16 protein-coding genes and 1 pseudogene are annotated in these 16456 nt (G+C 60.9%); 7 read left to right on the forward strand and 10 right to left on the reverse strand.

The genetic code is table 11. The features are described 5' to 3' along the window. Nucleotides 1-34: 34 nt before the first annotated feature. Nucleotides 35-712 carry a uracil-DNA glycosylase gene (ung, locus tag ACTG19_RS18855; RefSeq protein ID WP_005353881.1) on the forward strand — a complete coding sequence of 226 codons (678 nt, stop codon included), beginning with the start codon at nucleotides 35-37 and terminating at the stop codon, nucleotides 710-712. A 70-nt stretch (nucleotides 713-782) separates the two neighbouring features. Continuing rightward, a complete protein-coding gene (locus ACTG19_RS18860) occupies nucleotides 783-1334 on the forward strand; it encodes a hemerythrin domain-containing protein (protein ID WP_005353878.1) in 552 nt (183 codons plus the stop codon). A gap of 168 nt (nucleotides 1335-1502) precedes the next feature. On the opposite strand, the gene ACTG19_RS18865 is transcribed toward ACTG19_RS18860, so the two are convergent. From ACTG19_RS18865 to ACTG19_RS18875, 3 genes are all read right to left on the reverse strand, one after another. Further along, on the reverse strand, nucleotides 1503-2303 hold the full coding sequence (locus ACTG19_RS18865) for a helix-turn-helix transcriptional regulator (RefSeq protein ID WP_113739731.1): 801 nt from the start codon (nucleotides 2301-2303) through the stop codon (nucleotides 1503-1505). Nucleotides 2304-2314: 11 nt separating this feature from the next. Next, complete coding sequence (locus ACTG19_RS18870) at nucleotides 2315-2851, reverse strand: YbhB/YbcL family Raf kinase inhibitor-like protein (RefSeq protein ID WP_005353872.1); 537 nt, start codon at nucleotides 2849-2851, stop codon at nucleotides 2315-2317. Nucleotides 2852-3049: 198 nt separating this feature from the next. Beyond that, on the reverse strand, nucleotides 3050-4306 hold the full coding sequence (locus ACTG19_RS18875) for an adenylosuccinate synthetase (protein WP_005362191.1): 1257 nt from the start codon (nucleotides 4304-4306) through the stop codon (nucleotides 3050-3052). A 170-nt stretch (nucleotides 4307-4476) separates the two neighbouring features. Here ACTG19_RS18875 and ACTG19_RS18880 point away from each other — a divergent pair, with 170 nt between their 5' ends. After that, entirely contained in the window at nucleotides 4477-5391 is a 915-nt protein-coding gene (locus tag ACTG19_RS18880; protein ID WP_019445686.1) for a LysR family transcriptional regulator, read from the forward strand. A 121-nt stretch (nucleotides 5392-5512) separates the two neighbouring features. On the opposite strand, the gene ACTG19_RS18885 is transcribed toward ACTG19_RS18880, so the two are convergent. Together ACTG19_RS18885 and ACTG19_RS18890 are read right to left on the reverse strand one after the other, a co-directional pair. Continuing rightward, nucleotides 5513-6922 carry a TAXI family TRAP transporter solute-binding subunit gene (locus ACTG19_RS18885; protein WP_439989406.1) on the reverse strand — a complete coding sequence of 470 codons (1410 nt, stop codon included), beginning with the start codon at nucleotides 6920-6922 and terminating at the stop codon, nucleotides 5513-5515. 81 nt (nucleotides 6923-7003) lie between these two features. Next, nucleotides 7004-8148 (reverse strand): annotated as a pseudogene (locus ACTG19_RS18890) (MalY/PatB family protein). 181 nt (nucleotides 8149-8329) lie between these two features. Here ACTG19_RS18890 and ACTG19_RS18895 point away from each other — a divergent pair. Then, nucleotides 8330-9502, forward strand: coding sequence for an MFS transporter (locus ACTG19_RS18895; RefSeq protein ID WP_005362183.1), 1173 nt, complete (start codon nucleotides 8330-8332; stop codon nucleotides 9500-9502). 34 nt (nucleotides 9503-9536) lie between these two features. On the opposite strand, the gene ACTG19_RS18900 is transcribed toward ACTG19_RS18895, so the two are convergent. Together ACTG19_RS18900 and ACTG19_RS18905 are read right to left on the reverse strand one after the other, a co-directional pair. Further along, entirely contained in the window at nucleotides 9537-10433 is an 897-nt protein-coding gene (locus ACTG19_RS18900) for a LysR family transcriptional regulator (RefSeq protein WP_439989407.1), read from the reverse strand. Between the two features lie 132 nt (nucleotides 10434-10565). Beyond that, nucleotides 10566-11321, reverse strand: a complete 756-nt coding sequence (locus ACTG19_RS18905; protein WP_040069067.1) for a YciK family oxidoreductase — start codon at nucleotides 11319-11321, stop codon at nucleotides 10566-10568. 222 nt (nucleotides 11322-11543) lie between these two features. Between ACTG19_RS18905 and sohB the strand changes: the two genes are divergently transcribed. Beyond that, a complete protein-coding gene (gene sohB, locus ACTG19_RS18910) occupies nucleotides 11544-12551 on the forward strand; it encodes a protease SohB (protein ID WP_005347779.1) in 1008 nt (335 codons plus the stop codon). 180 nt (nucleotides 12552-12731) lie between these two features. Beyond that, entirely contained in the window at nucleotides 12732-13955 is a 1224-nt protein-coding gene (locus ACTG19_RS18915) for an MFS transporter (protein WP_439989408.1), read from the forward strand. A 34-nt stretch (nucleotides 13956-13989) separates the two neighbouring features. On the opposite strand, the gene ACTG19_RS18920 is transcribed toward ACTG19_RS18915, so the two are convergent. Together ACTG19_RS18920 and ACTG19_RS18925 are read right to left on the reverse strand one after the other, a co-directional pair. After that, complete coding sequence (locus tag ACTG19_RS18920; protein WP_019445681.1) at nucleotides 13990-15072, reverse strand: diguanylate cyclase domain-containing protein; 1083 nt, start codon at nucleotides 15070-15072, stop codon at nucleotides 13990-13992. 174 nt (nucleotides 15073-15246) lie between these two features. Continuing rightward, complete coding sequence (locus ACTG19_RS18925; protein ID WP_005334901.1) at nucleotides 15247-15600, reverse strand: DsrE/DsrF/TusD sulfur relay family protein; 354 nt, start codon at nucleotides 15598-15600, stop codon at nucleotides 15247-15249. A 158-nt stretch (nucleotides 15601-15758) separates the two neighbouring features. On the opposite strand from ACTG19_RS18925, the gene ACTG19_RS18930 reads away from it, so the two are divergent. Beyond that, a complete protein-coding gene (locus ACTG19_RS18930; RefSeq protein WP_005334898.1) occupies nucleotides 15759-16151 on the forward strand; it encodes a DUF1090 domain-containing protein in 393 nt (130 codons plus the stop codon). Nucleotides 16152-16207: 56 nt separating this feature from the next. On the opposite strand, the gene ACTG19_RS18935 is transcribed toward ACTG19_RS18930, so the two are convergent. Continuing rightward, a complete protein-coding gene (locus ACTG19_RS18935) occupies nucleotides 16208-16456 on the reverse strand; it encodes a YfhL family 4Fe-4S dicluster ferredoxin (protein ID WP_005334896.1) in 249 nt (82 codons plus the stop codon).

Consider the following 16456-nt stretch of genomic DNA (forward strand, 5'->3'; position numbering starts at 1 on the left):
TGAGCCCTTCGCCGTATCAAGTGAGGAGGCCGGGGTGCTGACCTGGAGTGATGTGATTGGCTCTGAGAAAGAGCAGGACTATTTCAAGAGTACGCTGGCAACTGTCAGAGCCGAGCGGGAAGCGGGCAAGGTGATCTACCCGCCAGCTACCGATGTGTTCAATGCCTTCAAGCTGACCGAGCTGGATCAGGTCAAGGTGGTGATCCTGGGCCAGGACCCCTACCACGGCCCCAATCAGGCGCACGGTCTCTGCTTCTCCGTTCTGCCCGGCGTGCGTACGCCTCCCTCACTGGTCAACATCTATAAAGAGATGCAGCGTGACCTGCCAGGTTTCGTCACACCCAATCACGGCTTTCTCGAATCCTGGGCCAAACAGGGTGTCTTGCTGCTCAACACTGTGCTGACGGTGCAAGCCGGTCAGGCCCATTCCCACGCCCATCTGGGATGGGAGACCTTTACCGATCGGGTCATCGAGCAGATCAATGCTAGCTGTCAGGGCGTGGTGTTTCTGCTGTGGGGCGCCCACGCCCAGAAGAAGGGGCGTTTCATCGATCGCCAGCGCCACTATGTGCTGACCGCGCCGCACCCGAGCCCTCTCTCTGCCCACCGCGGTTTCATCGGTTGCGGTCACTTTAGCGAGACCAATCGCTTGCTGGAACAACAGGGCAAGAGTCCGATAGAGTGGAAATCTGTCTGCATCCCACTTGATTGAGTGCAAAGTTCGGGCGACAAATGACCGTATACTCAGGGACATAAGATTAATTCAGAGCCAAGGAGTGCCCATGTTATCCAGTCTGCACAAGGATCATCTCAACATCGCCCGACTTTTGGAGCTGCTCAAGCACAAGCTGGCAGCCATTCGTGCCGAAGAGCCCATCAGCTATTTTCTGGTGCGCGATGTCATCGACTACCTGCGGGAGGTCTCTGACAAGTACCACCATCCCAAGGAAGACCTCATCTATGACTACTACCTGAAATATCGGGTGGTGGAGGGTGAGGTCGCCAACCGCCTGCAGGAGGAGCACGTCAAGCTGCTGGAGGCCGGGGCCGATCTCAAGGAGATGGTGGAGATGATCCTGATGGATGCGGTGATCCCCCTCGATCAGTTTACCACCAAGCTGGAGCGCTTCGTGGAGCTGCAAGAGGCACACATGAACTATGAAGAGGGGGTGATCTTCCCCCATCTGCGTGACTCCCTGACCGAGGATGACTGGCGTCATCTGGAGCAAAACTGGCAGAACCGCGCCATTGGCGACCCCCTGTTCGGGGCTGAGGTGAGCCAGCACTTCCAGGCACTGGCCAAACGGCTCTCTTTGCCGCTCACGACCGGCTAAGACGAGCCCGTACCCGCCGCGTGGCGGGTATTGTGTAAGTGCAACTTGAGTTAAAACAGAAAGGCCTCCATCTGGAGGCCTTTTGCATTATGGATGTTGCCATTCATTGCGCAGCCCAAGGATATACAACTGCTGGCAGCAACTCTCTGCGGAGAAGTTACATATCGACTATCTGGCGTGACTGAGCAGGGTGGATGGACAGGTGTGCAGGTATTGGTGGGGCGTCAGGCCGAACTCCTGTTTGAAGCGGGCGGCAAAGCGGCTGGGGGAGTCATAACCGCAGGCGAGGGCGACCTCCAGCGGGGTTAGGCCCTGTTGCAACAGGTTGAGGGCGTGGCTCATGCGCACCTGAGCCAGCAGCTGGCGAAAGCTGCGACCTTCGGTGGCCAGCTTGCGCACCATGGAGGCGCGACTCATGGAGAAGTGGGGGGCCACCGCCTCCAGGGTGTGGTCGATGCCGGGTTCCACCGCCAGGTAGCGTGCCAACCGCTCTGCGAGGGTCATGGTGCTGGCGGGAAAAAGTAACCCGAGGGCGTTGGCGGCCCGCAGCTCGGCATAGAAGCCGCGCAGCAGTTCGGCCTGTGTCGCCTCGCTCAGGCCCCGTTCGGCCATGGTGCTGATGAGTTCAAAGCAGAAGGCGAGCCCGGGGGTGACCTTGACGGCGGGTTCCTCCAGATCGGCGTGGGAAGAGGATGACTCGGCCAGCCATTCTGGCGGCGGCGGGGTGAGCAGTGTGATGGCGTGGGAGCGAAACTTGCCCTGCTCCGGCTGATTGACGAAGGTGAGCTGGTGGCCTGCCGAGATCAGCAGCCAGCGCTCCCTGTCAAACGACAGACGTCGCTCGCGCCACCACAGTTGTTTGCTCCCCTGGGTGACCCAGATGAGGGTTGGGGCATAGATGAGCACCCGATGCAGGGGCTGCTGGCGGATCCCGAGATAGTGGCTCTGTTGCAGCAGGGGAGTGCTCATCCGGTTGGCTCCTAGGGGGTGACGAAGGTGGCGGTCAGGGTGGCCTTGCCGAGCGCCATGCTATTGAGCATGTAGCCTACCATAGCGGGCGGGGTATCAGCCTTTACCTCGAGATCATGGGGCAGGGCCCAGGCGGTGAACTGATAGCGGTGCATGCCGTGACCAGCAGGCGGGCAGGGGCCGCCGTAACCCTGGCTGCCAAAGTCGGTGCGGATCTCCAATCCCTGCTTGAGCTTGCCGGAGGCATTGCTGGCCAGTTCGCTCTGGGTGGCAGGCAGGTTAACCACCAGCCAGTGCCACCAACCGCTGCCGGTGGGGGCATCTGGGTCATAGGCGGTGATGGCAACACTCTTGGTGCCTGCCGGCAGATCCTGCCAACTCAGCTGGGGCGAGTGGTTGTCGCCGCTGCAGCCAAAGCCGTTGAAGCTGAACTGTTTGTCCATCAGCTGGCCTTCGTGAATGTCCGTGCTCTTCAGGGTCATGGCAAAGGCTGGCATGGCCGTCAGGCAGAGCAGTGGCAACAGGGCACTCTGTTTGAGCAATTTCATCGGGTGACTCCTTGTGTGGTAACGGGTTCACTTTAGCGAGAGCAGGGCAGAATAATATTGCAGAACGGCTCAATGTGAGGTCGATTGTTGAGTTAATTGAGCCTTTGGGTGGTTTTTATGGCGATAAGGTAAATAGCAGCCATAAAAAAAACCGGCATCAGGGATGCCGGTTTTTTGTTTGACGATAAGAGGTGCGGCTTAGCGCAGGATCATCTCGTCACGGCCCGGGCCGACGGAAACCATCGGAACCGGTACGCCGAGCAGCTCTTCGATACGCAGCACGTACTGCTGGGCCGCTTTGGGCAGCTCTTCGAAGGTGCGGCAGCCGGTGATGTCTTCGCTCCAGCTTTCCATCTGCTCGTAAACCGGCTTCAGGGCAGCGGTTTGCGGCCAAATCGGGTTCTCGGTGTGGGCACCTTCGTAAGCCACGCAGATCTTCAGATCCGGCAGACCGGTCAGGCAGTCCAGCTTGGTCAGTGCCACTTCGGTGGCGGCTTGCAGCTCGACACCGTTCTTGGTGGCGACGGCATCGAAGTAACCGACATCACGGGGACGGCCGGTGGTAGCGCCGAACTCGTTGGTGATCTTGCGGAACTCGTCCTGGTTCTCCATGGCGGTCAGCAGGGTGCCGGTACCGACAGAGGAGCTGAATGCCTTGGCCACAGCGATGACGCGCTCCGGGCGCAGACCCGGCAGACCGCCACCGATACCGGCGTAGGCGCCAGATACGTGGGAGGAGGTCACCCAGGGGTATTCGCCGTAGATCAGGTCACGGCCAGCGCCCAGCTGCGCTTCGAACAGCAGGGTCTTGCCTTCCGCCTGCAGCGCTTTGAGCGGCATGCTGACGTTGCACACTGCGTCGATCCAGGGTGCAGAGACTTCCAGCAGCCAGTCGGCCATCTCTTGGGCAGTCTGGGTGAATTCGAAGGAGGGGTAGATAGCCTTCATCTGCGGCAGTTTCCAGTCCAGCATGAACTGGATGCGCTCGACCAGCACGTCCGGCTGTTTCAGCCAGCCAACCAGGATCGCTTTCTTCATGACGCGATCGCCGTAGGCAGGAGCGATGCCCTGACGGGTGGAGCCATAGGCGCCGTCACCCAGACGCTGCTCTTCCAGGGTATCTTCCAGCGCGTGCAGCGGCAGGCACAGGGTCGCGCGGTCAGAGATGGCCAGCTTCGGAGTCACGCCGGAGGCTTTGACTTCCTCGAGCTCGACGGTCAGTTTCTCGGGGCTGATCACCATGCCCGGGCCGAGGACAACCAGGCAATCCGGGTTGAATACGCCACTCGGAACCTGGTGCAGCTTGAAGGTGCCAAGGTCGTTGACCACGGTGTGGCCAGCGTTGTTGCCGCCCTGGAAGCGAATGCTGGCGCCAGCTTGACCTGCCAGATAATCCACGATGCGGCCTTTGCCTTCATCACCCCAGTTAGCACCCACGACTACGATAGACGACATGACTCTTTCTCCTAAGACGTTAGGCGTCCATCCTAGGAGCCTGATGCGGATTAGAAAAATTAATTATCTTTATAATTCCGATAAGAGAACCATATAATTATGGCCAATTAAGCGGCAAACCGTCCGATTTTGCCTGGCAAGCCCCGCGCATCGCGGGTTGAGGGACTCTTATGCTGGATATTCACTGGCTGCAAACCTTTGTCACCCTGGCCCGATTGCAACATTTTGGTCAGACCGCCACCGAACTGCACATGACTCAGCCCAATGTCAGCCTGCATATCAAACGGCTGGAGCAGGCGACCCGGGTGCGACTGATCGAGCGCAGTCCGTTTCGCCTGACGCAGGCGGGGGAGCGGCTGCTGCAAAGCGCCGAGCGCACCATCGCCGAGTTGCAGCTCTGCCAGTCCGATCTCAATGCCCTCAACCAGCTGAGTCAGGGGACGCTGGCCATCGCCGCCAGTGACATCATCTCCCGCCTGCTGCTAATCCAGCCGTTCCAGCGCTTCAAGCGGGAGTTCCCCGGCATCGACCTCACCCTGTTCAACACCACTTCGGATCAGGCGGCCGAGCTGGTCAAGGCGGGCAAGGCGGATCTGGGCTTCGTGATGGCGCAAAAGCGCAGCGAGCCACTCTTCTATACCGAGCTGCAACAGGTGACCTGGTGCGCGCTGGGTCACGGCCTTGCCCGCTGGCAGGCACGGGCGGTGGCGGGGGAGAGCGACCCCCTCGACGAGCCGACCCTGATCCTGCTCGGTCACGACACCCGCACCCGGGCGCTGATCGACCCGTCCCTGCCGTTGCTGGCCTTGCCCCCCTGCCGCATCATGGAGGTGGGCAGCGTGGACGCCCAGCTCGATTGGGCCGAGGCGGGCTTTGGTGTCGCCATCGTGCCGGATTTCTCCCTGCATCCGCGCCTCAACCTCACCGCGCCGGTCACCAGCCTCGGCGACTTTCCCGGTACCAGTCTGGGCTACGTGGTGCGCCAGAATCAGGTGTTGTCGCGGGCCATCAAGCAGTTGCTGCACTGGGTGGAGGAGGAGATCCAGAAGCCCAACCCCTATCTGACTAGGGGGATGGAGCCTTAGCGGACGGCAAGGTGAGCAGGCCTATCGGGGTGACTAAGCCGCCATCAATTGTCACTATCGAACGCGCGTAAACAATCAGGGCAGCCGAGGCTGCCCTGATGCATTTGTGGGCGCTGACCATTCAGGGTTGCAGCGGTGTGGCTGCGCTGGTGGATGGGGAGGGAAGTGTATCGGTTTTATTCTGCGGTGGGGTTTCGCCACTCACCGCGCTATTAGCAGGCTGGATTGCCTGCTCTTGCGGCGCAGTGGCCGCAGAGGCGCTTTGCGGCAACTGAGTCGAAACGGCAGCTGATGGTGCTGGCGCAGTTGACGCTGCGGCCGAAGGGGCCACGCTCTCACCCTCGGTGGTTGGTGCAGTGAGCTCGGGGGCGACCTCAAGCGCCTCTTCGGGTAAGGGATTAACCTCTGTGGCTTCTGTCGTCACTGCGGCACTGCTGGTGGCGGTCGCGTCAGAGGGCGTAGTCGCCCCGCTGGTGGCACTCACCGGCTCTGTCGTGGGCGCCGCCTCCGAGGCCGATGGCGCTGGTGTTAACGGCTCCGGCATCAGCTGTTCTGCGGTTAACTGCTCGGGGGTCAGTGGCAAGGTGGCTGGCGGTTGATCCGACATCCCCGCATGGAGGGGCAGCTCGGTTTGCGCCTGCAACTGCTCGGGGGTCACCTTGCTCAGGGCCGGATGCAGCCGGCTGAACTGTTTGACCCGGGCCAGCAGGGTATCTCGCACGGTACGGACGATGGGGTCCGGCAGGCTGGCCAGCGCCACCAGTTCGGCGCTCATCCCGATATTGTTGATGGCGGTGGTCTGCCCCGGATAGAGGTTGGCGGCGATGCGGCTGCGCTGGTAGTAGGGGTGTTGTTTGAGCAGCGTGTCTATCTGCTCCCCTTCGATGGGGATGAGGCGCACCTTGCAGCGGCTGATCAGATCGCCGACCGCCAGACTGGGGTGACCGGCAACCACAAACGCGGCATCCAGCGAGCCATCGCAGAGTCCTTCCAGCGGTTCGCTGTCCGATTTGAGCTGATAGGCAGCAAACTGCCCGGGTTGCCATCCCATGGCTGCCATCAGGGCCTGGCTGGTGATCTGCTCACCGGCGCCCTTGTTGCCCGGATAGACCCGCTTCCCTTCGATATCTGCCAGGGTGGTGATGCCGCTATTGGGGGCGGCCAGCAGGGCCAACGACTCCTGATAGAGGCGAAACAGGCTGCGCAGCTCATTGTTGGCCCCCTGCCCGCTGAAGGGGCCGGTGCCGTGCAGGACGTGGTGCAACACATCGGACTGCACCAGTGCCAGCTGTACGTCCCCCTTGTCGAGTGCCTTGAGGTTGGCCATCGAGCCACGGGTGCTCTGCACGGTGCAGCTGTCCCCATGCAGGGCATGGCCGGCATTGAGCACTCGGCAGATGGCGCCACCGGTCGGGTAGTAGACCCCATTGAGCGGGCCCGTTCCGATAGTCAGCGCCTGGCTGCCAAAGGGGAGCAGCGCAGAGAGTGCACAGAGTGGGAGCAGAAGGTGATGCAAGATCCGTAGAGACATAATTGACCGTTGACTGAGTTGACCGCTGGCTGATGACACAGGGAAAAAGGGATGGGGCTTGCCCATCCCGTTGCTGGCTGATCAGGGCTTGTTGTGGTTGAGGATTGCCCGCTCAATCCGCGCCAGCGCGTCGGTCAGCCGTGCTCTGGTGCAGCCGAAGTTGAGCCGCACGAACTGACCGTCGCCAAACTGAGCGCCGGGGGAGAGACCAACCCCGGCCTGCTCGAAGAAGGCGATGGGATCGGCAAGGCCAAGGGCGCTCACATCGATCCAGGCCAGATACGTCGCCTGATGGTTGGCCAGCTTGACGCCGGGCCAGCGGGCAACCGCCTGCTGGATCAGGGCCAGATTGGCCGCCAGATAGTCGAGTTGCTCGGTCAGCCACTGTTCGCCACCCTCATAGGCCGCTTCGGCGGCGACAAAGCCCAGCAGGTTGACGTCGGCGCTGATGCCGCGCATCGCCTGTTGCAGCCTGAAGCGCAGACGGGCGTTGGGGATAATGGCGAAGGAGCAACAGAGACCGGCGATATTGAAGGTCTTGCTCGGGGCCATCATCACCGCGCAGCGCTCGGCCGCTTGCGCACTGATGGCGCCGTAGGGAATGTGGCGGGCGTTTTTATCCAGCAGCAGATCGCAGTGGATTTCATCGGAGCAGATCACCAGATTGTGGCGCGCGGCGATGGCATCGATGGCCAGCAGCTCGTCACGGGTGAAGATGGTGCCGCCCGGGTTGTGGGGGTTGCAGAGCAGCAGCAGATCTGCGGCGGGAGCCTGACGCTCCAGCTCTGCCAGATCCAGCACCCAGCGACCCGCCTCTTCAATCATCGGCACGGTAAGCAAGGGACGATCATTGAAGCCCGGTGCCTGCAGGAAGGGGTAGTAGACCGGCTTGGGAGTGATGATACCGCGGCCATGCTGGCTCCACGCCTTGCAGGCGAGGTTGAGCCCCGGCACCACGCCGGGCAGGAATACCAGCCATTCGGGCTCGATTGCCCAGCCATAGCGGGTCGCCATCCGTTCGATAATGAGTTCGATCAGGCGCGGCGAGGGGCGTGAATAGCCGAAAATGCCGTGGGCGACCCGTTTGGTTAACGCCTCAATCACGGACGGGGGGAGACAAAGTCGGTATCGGCAACCCACATGGGCAGCACATCCTGACCCTTGTACTTGTCCCATTTCAGGCTCATGGTGCCACTGCGGTCTACTTCCTGATCAAAATCAAACATGCGAACTCCTTGTGCTGGCAGGATGGGCTTTCACTCTACGGGGTCGCGGCCTCCCTCGCAAGGCGCACACCTGCTTATGCATCCTTGAGCCCGCTCTTGATAGTGACATAAGATAGGCGCCGAATTTTCATACGGCTGCCGCCCGTTAGCCCGTATCGTCCCTCCAACCAGTGGTAACCCTATGAGCTTGTCGATAGCGGCGGTCAAACGCCCGGATCCCGTCTCTCTTTCATTTCTTGCCGTGACCTTTATGACCGGCGTTGCGGTGGCATTGCAGGTGCCTACCTTAAGTCTGTTTCTGGCCGAAGAGGTGCAGGTGCGCCCCTTTCTGGTCGGGCTCTTCTATACCATCAATGCTGTGGTGGGCATTCTGGTCAGTCAGTGGCTGGGCCACCGCTCCGATAACAAGGGGGATCGCAAGCGACTGATCCTGCGCTGCTGTTTTGCCGGGGTGGCGCTCTCCTTGCTGTTTGCCTGGAACCGCAACTACTGGTTGCTGGCGAGTCTGGGGGTGATGCTGGCGGCGCTGGCGGCCACGGCCAGTCCCCAGCTGTTTGCGCTGGCGCGGGAGTACTCCGACAGCCGCAACCGGCGGGCTGACATGTTCAGCTCGGTGATGCGGGCCCAGTTTTCGCTGGCCTGGGTCATAGGCCCACCCATCGCCTTCGCGCTGGCCATCGGCTACGGTTTCGAGCTGATGTACCTGGCTTCGGCACTGGCCTATCTGCTCTGTGCCCTGGTGGTGTGGCGCTGGCTCCCCTCTCTCCCTTTGCCCAAGATGGCTGAAGAGAGCGAGCGGGTCAGCAGCTGGCGGGATCCGGCGGTGCGGGCACTCTTTATCGCCTCAACCCTGATGTGGACCTGCAACAGCATGTACCTCATCAATATGCCGCTCTACATCACCCGGGAGCTCGGGATGGATGAGAAGCTTGCCGGTATCCTGATGGGCACGGCAGCGGCGCTGGAGATCCCCTTCATGCTGCTGGCGGGTTATTACACTGCCCGTTTTGGCAAGCGCCCCATGATGTTGCTGGCGGTGCTGGCTGGCGCGGCCTTTTACACAGGTCTGGTGACCCTCACCGACCAATACGCCCTGATCGCCTTGCAGCTGTTCAACGCCATCTTCATCGGTATCGTGGCGGGGATCGGCATGTCCTACTTTCAGGATCTGATGCCGGGGCGAGCCGGGGTGGCGACTACCCTGTTTGCCAACAGCATCCGCACCGGCTCCATCATGGCTGGGGCCATCGCCGGTGTGGTGGCGGAGGTGTGGAGTTTCCACGGGGTCTTTATGGTGGCGCTGGGATTGGCGCTGGTGGCACTGGCCGCCAGCTGGCGGGTGCCCAACGTCTGACAGGGGGGCTGGCTGTTAATTTGTCGTGTTGGGGCTAGGCGTGCGGAAGCGGCGCTGATTCGCCCTGATATTCGTTGCGCAGGCAGCGCAGCAGCAGCTCGGTCGCAGGACCGAGAGATTCGGGGGATAGGGTCAGCAGATAGGTGTAGAGGTGGCGCTCGTTGCCGCTCTCCAGATTCAGCTGTATGAGTGAACCTTCCGCCAGCTCCCGCTCTACCAGATGGCGCGGCAGCCAGGCATAGCCGAGGCCGAGGCGCAGCATGGCGAGCACTTCGTGGTAGTGGGTCGCCTTCCAGCCGGTGTCATCTGCATCGTTCCAGTCCACCGAGCGGTGAATGGGGGGATGAAGGCTGATCTGGTTGTGGCTGGTCAATACGTCGCTGCGGATGGGCCTCTCCTCTTGCGCCAGCGGATGGCTGGCGGCGCAGAGGGGCAGCAGGCACACCTCGTCCAGTAGCAGACCGGTGCGATCGCCGGGCAGGTGCTCTGAGAGCATCAGATCCCCCGGTTGCAGGGCGTTGAAGTGGCAGTGAATGCGTTCGTGCAGGTTGACTCGGCAACCCCGGCTGCGGGGATAGAAGCTGGCCAGCGCACGATAGAGGCGATCCCTTGGTTGCAGCGCCGAGACATAGAGGTTGATCTGCGGCTCCCACTGCCGCTCCAGGTTGTTGGCCAGATTCTCAAGCTCCTCCACCTGCTGGCTCAGCTGACGGGCCCGCTTGAGGAAGATCTCGCCCGCCGGCGTCAGCACCGCTTTGCGGCCGCGCACCTCCAGCAAGGGCACTCCCAGACTCTGCTGCAACTTTGCAACCGCATGATTGAGGGAAGACTGGCTCTTGTTCAGCGCCTCGGCCGCCTGGGCGTAGCCGCCGCAGTCGACCACCGCCTGAAAGATCCGCCATTGCTCAAACGTGCTCTTGGGACGAAACATAGTTCAACCTGATTGGAGATAGGATGGTCAGTGGTTCGAACAGGGAGCCTGTGCCCCCTATTCAATTTAACCCCTGCCGCACAACACTCTGGGTATTTTATTGATTTATTTGGGCTGGGCCACGCAACTTGTTTATTTTGGCTGAGCCACAAAGGTCTGGCCGGTTTTGCCGCGGCTGTCCGACCCCATCAGGTAGAGGTAGAGCGGCATCAGGTCGGCCGGGGTCTTGAGGTTCATGGGATCTTCCGCCGGGAAGGCGCTGGCGCGCATCTTGGTACGGGTACCGCCCGGATTGAGGGTATTGACCCGCACACCGGTGTTCTCAAGCTCGTCGGCCAGCACTTCCATCATCCCCTCGATGGCAAATTTGGAGATGGCATAGGTGCCCCAGTAGGCGCGCCCCTTGCGCCCCACGCTGGAGGAGGTGTAGACGATGGATGCATCGCCCTGCGTCTTGGCAGTCTGGCGCAGCAGCGGCAGCAGCGCCTGGGTCAGCAGGAATTCCGATTTGACGTTGACCTGCATCACCTCGTCCCACTCCTTCTCCTGAATATGTTCAAACGGAGATAGGGTACCGAGCAGACCGGCGTTGAACAGCACGCCGTCGAGGCGGCCAAACTGCTGGGCGAAGGTTTCGGCCATGCCGCGGTAGTGGGCGGCGGTGGCCCCTTTCAGATCCACCGGCACGATGGCGGGCAGCGGATAACCGGCCGCTTCAATCTGGTCATACACGGCTTCGAGTTTGGCGCTGGTGCGGCCGAGCAGGATCACGGTGGCACCGTGGGCGGCGTAGGTGAGGGCGGCTTCACGGCCGATCCCGTCGCCGGCACCGGTGACCAGAATGACTTTATCCTTGAGCAGATCGCGGGGTGCCTGATAATCGAGCATGACAACTCCTGTTAACAAATTCCGGCCATAAGTGCATGGCAATCGGCGCCAAGTGTACTGATCCGCGCGCCTGTTTGACCAGCCAGCGGCAAGAAAAATGTGAAGAAAATAGAGAGGTTGTGATGCTCGGGTTGGTTTTTCCGGGCACTGGCTGCGATTTTTTGCGCGCCTCCATCAAACTCCCTAGAATGTGACGAAAACCGATCCATTCTGGAGTCCATCGTGACATTTCTGACCGAATATGGCCTGTTTTTGGCCAAGACAGTGACCTTCCTGCTGGCCATCGGCGCCATCATCCTGATGATCGTTAGCACTCGCCAGCCGAAAGCCCGCAAGGGGGAGCTGGTGGTGACCGATCTCTCGAGCGAGCTGGAGCAGGGGCAGTTTGCGCTCAAGAGCGCGCTTGCCAGCAAGGCCGAGCGCAAGGTGATGGAAAAGCAGCAGAAAGAGGAGCAGAAAAAGCGCGCCAAGGCGGGGGATGAGCGCAGTCGCCTGTTTGTGCTCGATTTTAACGGCAGCATGGATGCCAAAGAGGTGGCCTCCCTGCGCGAGGAGGTGAGCGCAGTGATTGGCGTCGCCCAGCCCGGCGACGAGGTGCTGCTGCGGCTCGAATCCGGTGGCGGCGTGGTGCATGGCTACGGCTTGGCCGCCTCCCAGCTGCAGCGGCTGCGCGATCGTGACATCAAGCTCACCGTGGCTATCGACAAGGTGGCGGCGAGCGGTGGCTACATGATGGCCTGCGTGGCAGACAAGATCCTGGCTGCCCCCTTTGCCATCGTCGGCTCCATCGGGGTGATCGCCCAGATGCCGAACTTCAACAAGTTGTTGAAAAAGCACGATATCGAATTCGAGATGCACACTGCCGGTCAGTACAAGCGCACCATCACCATGTTCGGCGAGAACGACGATCTGGGGCGCGAGAAGTTTCGCGAGGAGCTGGCGGCGATCCACGAGCGCTTCAAGGCCTTTGTGGCCGAACACCGCCCGCAACTCGATATCGATCAGGTCACGACCGGCGAGCACTGGCTGGCGAGTCAGGCCAAGGGGTTGGGGTTGGTAGATACCCTCTGCACCAGCGATGACTATCTGCTGGCGCAGGCCAGCCACCACAAGGTGATCGGCATCAGCTATCGCAAGCCAAAAAGCCTGACCCAGAAGCTGGGACAGCAGGGAGCTCAGGCGCTGGAAGCCGGACTGGGGCGTCTGTGGCAGCAGAGCCCCTGGCGCTAGCCCGAGGGAAATCCCGCGATAAAAAGGCCAGCCGATGCCCATCGGCTGGCCTTTTTGCATCCGGTTGCACCTTGTCGGTGAGCGAGGGTTGTTTCTATTGAGGCCCTCTGTTACAACTGAATGCTTTCCCCGTTTATGACAGGATCTTGTGGTAAGAGCTGCGGGGCATGGAGCATAGCGATGTCATGGAGCACCTTCAGGCAATTTACCCCGCTGGTCTGGATCGTCATTCTGGGTACCTTCATGGTGCGTACCAGCTACTACATGGTGTGGCCCTTCCTCTCCATTCTGCTCTATCGGGAGTATGACCTTTCGGCCACCTTCATCGGCCTGTTGCTGGGTGGCTCGATGGCCCTCTCTACCCTGGTCAGTTTTTACGGCGGCTGGCTCTCTGATCGCTTCGGGCGGCGCAGCATACTGCTGGCCGGTTGTCTGGTGGCGATGAGCTGTTTCGGCCTGCTCGGCTTCTCCCATGCGGTGTTCTGGCTTGGGGTCGGGGTGATGGGCAGCGGCCTCTCGTCGGGGCTCATCGATGCCCCCGGCAAGGCGTTGATGGCCGACAGTCTGGCCTCGGCCAAGGCGCGGGAGCTGGCACTGCACCTGCGCTATTTTCTGCTCAACCTGGGGGCGGCGTTGGGGCCGCTGCTGGGGGTGACCCTCGGGATCAACGCCCAGCAGGAGACCTTCCTGTTTCTGGTGGTGAGCTATTTGCTGCTGGCGCTGGCCTTTGGCTGGGGATTTCGCCGGGCTGGCAACACAGGCAAGCCGGGGACTGCCGGGCCCGGCTTACGGGATGCCATCAAGGTGTTGCTGGCGGATCGCGCCTTCCTGCTGCTGGTGATGGCCAATCTCCTGATGGTGCTGGTTTACTCCCAGTTTCACTCGCCGCTGGTGCAATACCTGACCCGAGCCGGTATGCCGCAGGTGGCCGAGCTGGTTGCTCTGCTGGTGGCGACCAACGCCCTGACCGTGGTGCTGCTGCAGTTTCCGCTGCTGCGGTTGTTGTCACGCTGGCCGGTGCGGGTGCGTCTTCATATCGGCATGGCGCTCTTTCTGGCTGCCCAATTGCTCTTCGCGCTGGGGGATCCGATGGTGCGCAGCCACTGGTTTGGCGCCGTGCTGCTGCTCAGCATCGGCGAGACCATCCTCTTCCCCCTGCTCAACGTGCTGATCGACCAGATGGCTCCCGCTCATCTCAAGGGGAGCTACTTTGGTGCCAGCGCACTGGCCGGGTTGGGAGGAGCCGCCGGCGCCCTGCTGGGAGGCTGGATCCTCGAGCAGTGGAGCGGGCAGTTGCTCTATGTGCTGATGGCGCTGCTTTGTGTGGCGATTTTTGCGCTCTATGAGTGGGGTGCCAGAGTACAGCGTCCCACTGCGGCCACGTCTGTGGTTGAGCGGAGCTGACCCGGTTAATGCGGGGATCTGTGATGCTGAATGTTCAGTGCGTGCTACCCGGCGTCTTCTCTTTGAGCGCCTTCTTGGCTGCGTACATCCTCTCGTCGGCGAGCCGGATCAGGTTTAGCCCGTCGTCGTAGTGCTCCGGCCCGGTCTGCACTATGCCGATACTGAGGGTGAGATCGCCCAGCTGCTCCTTGACGGTGTTGACCAATCGTTTGAGATAGATATCCCGCGCCTGACTCTCGTTGCAGTTGGGCAGGATCAGGCAGAACTCATCTCCGCCATAACGAAAGCAGCTGTCTTCGGCGCGAAAGACCTGACGGATGCAGTGGCCGACGATGCGCAGGATCTCGTCTCCGCGCTGGTGACCTTCGGTATCGTTGATTTGCTTGAAGTTGTCGATATCGAGATAGGCGATGGCCATGGGTTCGGCGCGGCGCTGACAGGTGCGCAGGCTCAGCAGCAACAGTTCGTTGAGGTGGCGAACGTTGAGCAATCCGGTCAGGGCATCGGTGCGGTTCAGCTCCTCCAGTTGCTTGGTACGCTCGCGAACTTTCTGCTCCAGACTCTTGGCATAGTTCTCCGACTTCTCTCTGGATGACTCTATTTCCGACACCAGACTGCGAATGTAGGTTTCGAAGACCAGAGTGATGTCGAACAGAAAGAGTTTGTCCAGGGCGGCCAGCATGACGAGGCGCTCCGGTTCATCGCGGATCTGCTCGAACATATCCTCGATCAGCAGGGCTTTGAGGGTGTTGATGGCGGCCAGATAGAGCTTGGGTTCGACCCCGATCCGCTTGTGAACCAACCCGATCCGCAGCCGGTTGTTGACGTACTCCAGATCGTAATGGCCGCTGAAGAGATCGAGCACATAGCGCCGTTGCGCGGTGCGCAACCGTATGAGGGTATCGGCATCCCCGATCAACAGGGCGATTTCGGTGATGGCCGTCTGCTGCTGGTAGAAGCGATCCACCAGGGCGTCGATCCGTGGTTCTATCTTGCTGCAATAACTTGCCAGCCGCGCCACATCCTGTTCATTGAGCAGCAATAACTCCTTGCGATGGGCAATTTCAAAGTCGGTGATCCTCATCTGCTCAAGCAGGGTCTGTTCGGTCGGATTCATCGTCGTCCTCGGTTTATTACTGGGCGTTACGCTGTCCGTGAGGTGGGACAAACAAGCAGGTGTGGCAATTGATAGTGTAGTCAGTGAGGCTGGGGCGCGCGCAATGCCCCCGCGTGGCGGGGGCTATGGAGGGTCAGGTGAAGGCTAAAGGGGCAAGAGATCCGGAGGGGGAGATCAGAAGGTCAGCACCTTGTCGGCAGCCAGGGTCCATTGGGCCAGCATCGGCAGGGTGCCGACCTCAATGCCCTCGATCAGCGGCAGGGCGGTGATGCCACGGGCATCGGTGCAGGTCTTGCACAGGCGAATGGTGACGCCCTGGGCCAGCAGGATCTCCAGCATCTGGCGCAGGTTGTATCCCTCGGCCGGTGCCTGACCGGCCAGCGCCGCGCTCACCGCATCGGACATCAGGAACAGCTTCAGGCTGGCACCACCCTGTTCGTTGAGGGCGATAGCGAGACGCAGGGCGTTGAACAGGGATTCGCTGCCATAGGGGGCACCGTTGGCAATGACCACAATTTGTTGATTCATAACAGACTCCCGAATGGAAAGAGCGCCATTGTAGAACCAACAGGGTGGCAATTGCGTGATGTTGCACAACTTCTGTCGCACCTTTTTCCCGCTTGCTTGACCCTGCTGCCGATCGAGGTTTTTATGGTCAGCTCGCAAACAAGACCGGATGAATCGAGATGTGGAAAGTATTGGGAGCCGGCTTGCTGCTGTTGGCGGGTCAGGCCTTTGGCAGTGAGGCGGTCGGTTGTAAGGCCCGTCTGCAGGCCGTCAACGACCAGCTGGTGTTTGCCAAAGCACACAACAATGCCGGGCAGATTGCCGGGCTGGAACAGGCCGCGCGCAATATCAAGGCCAACTGTACCGATGAAGGTCTGCTTAAGGAGCAGAAAGAGCGGGTTAACAAACTGCGTGGCGAGGTGGATGAGCGTCTGCTCGAGCTGCAGGAGGCGAGAGTCAGTGGCAAACCGGAGAAGATTGCCAAGCGGCAGGCCAGGCTGGAGGAGTCCCAGACCCGGATGCTGGAGGCCCAGCGGGAGCTGGACAAACTGATCCGGCTGGTCGGCAAGTGATGGCCAGCCGCTGCACGCAGGATCAAAAAAGGCCGATTGCTCGGCCTTTTTTCGTTTTATTGCCTGTGCATCCGCACAAACTTCTCCATCAGCTGATCTTCGGTTTCCACATGAGCTGGATCCCAGATGATGCAGTCGATAGGGCAGACACTGATGCAGGTCGGCTTCTCATAGTGACCGACGCACTCGGTGCAGCGACTGGGGTCGATCTCGTAGATCTCCTCACCCAGGCTGATAGCCTGGTTGGGGCACTCGGGATCGCACATGTCACAGTTGATGCACTTGTCGGTGATGAGCAGCGCCAT

Source organism: Aeromonas sp. 3P, from assembly GCF_051919745.1.
In the GTDB taxonomy this organism is placed as follows: domain Bacteria; phylum Pseudomonadota; class Gammaproteobacteria; order Enterobacterales; family Aeromonadaceae; genus Aeromonas; species Aeromonas veronii.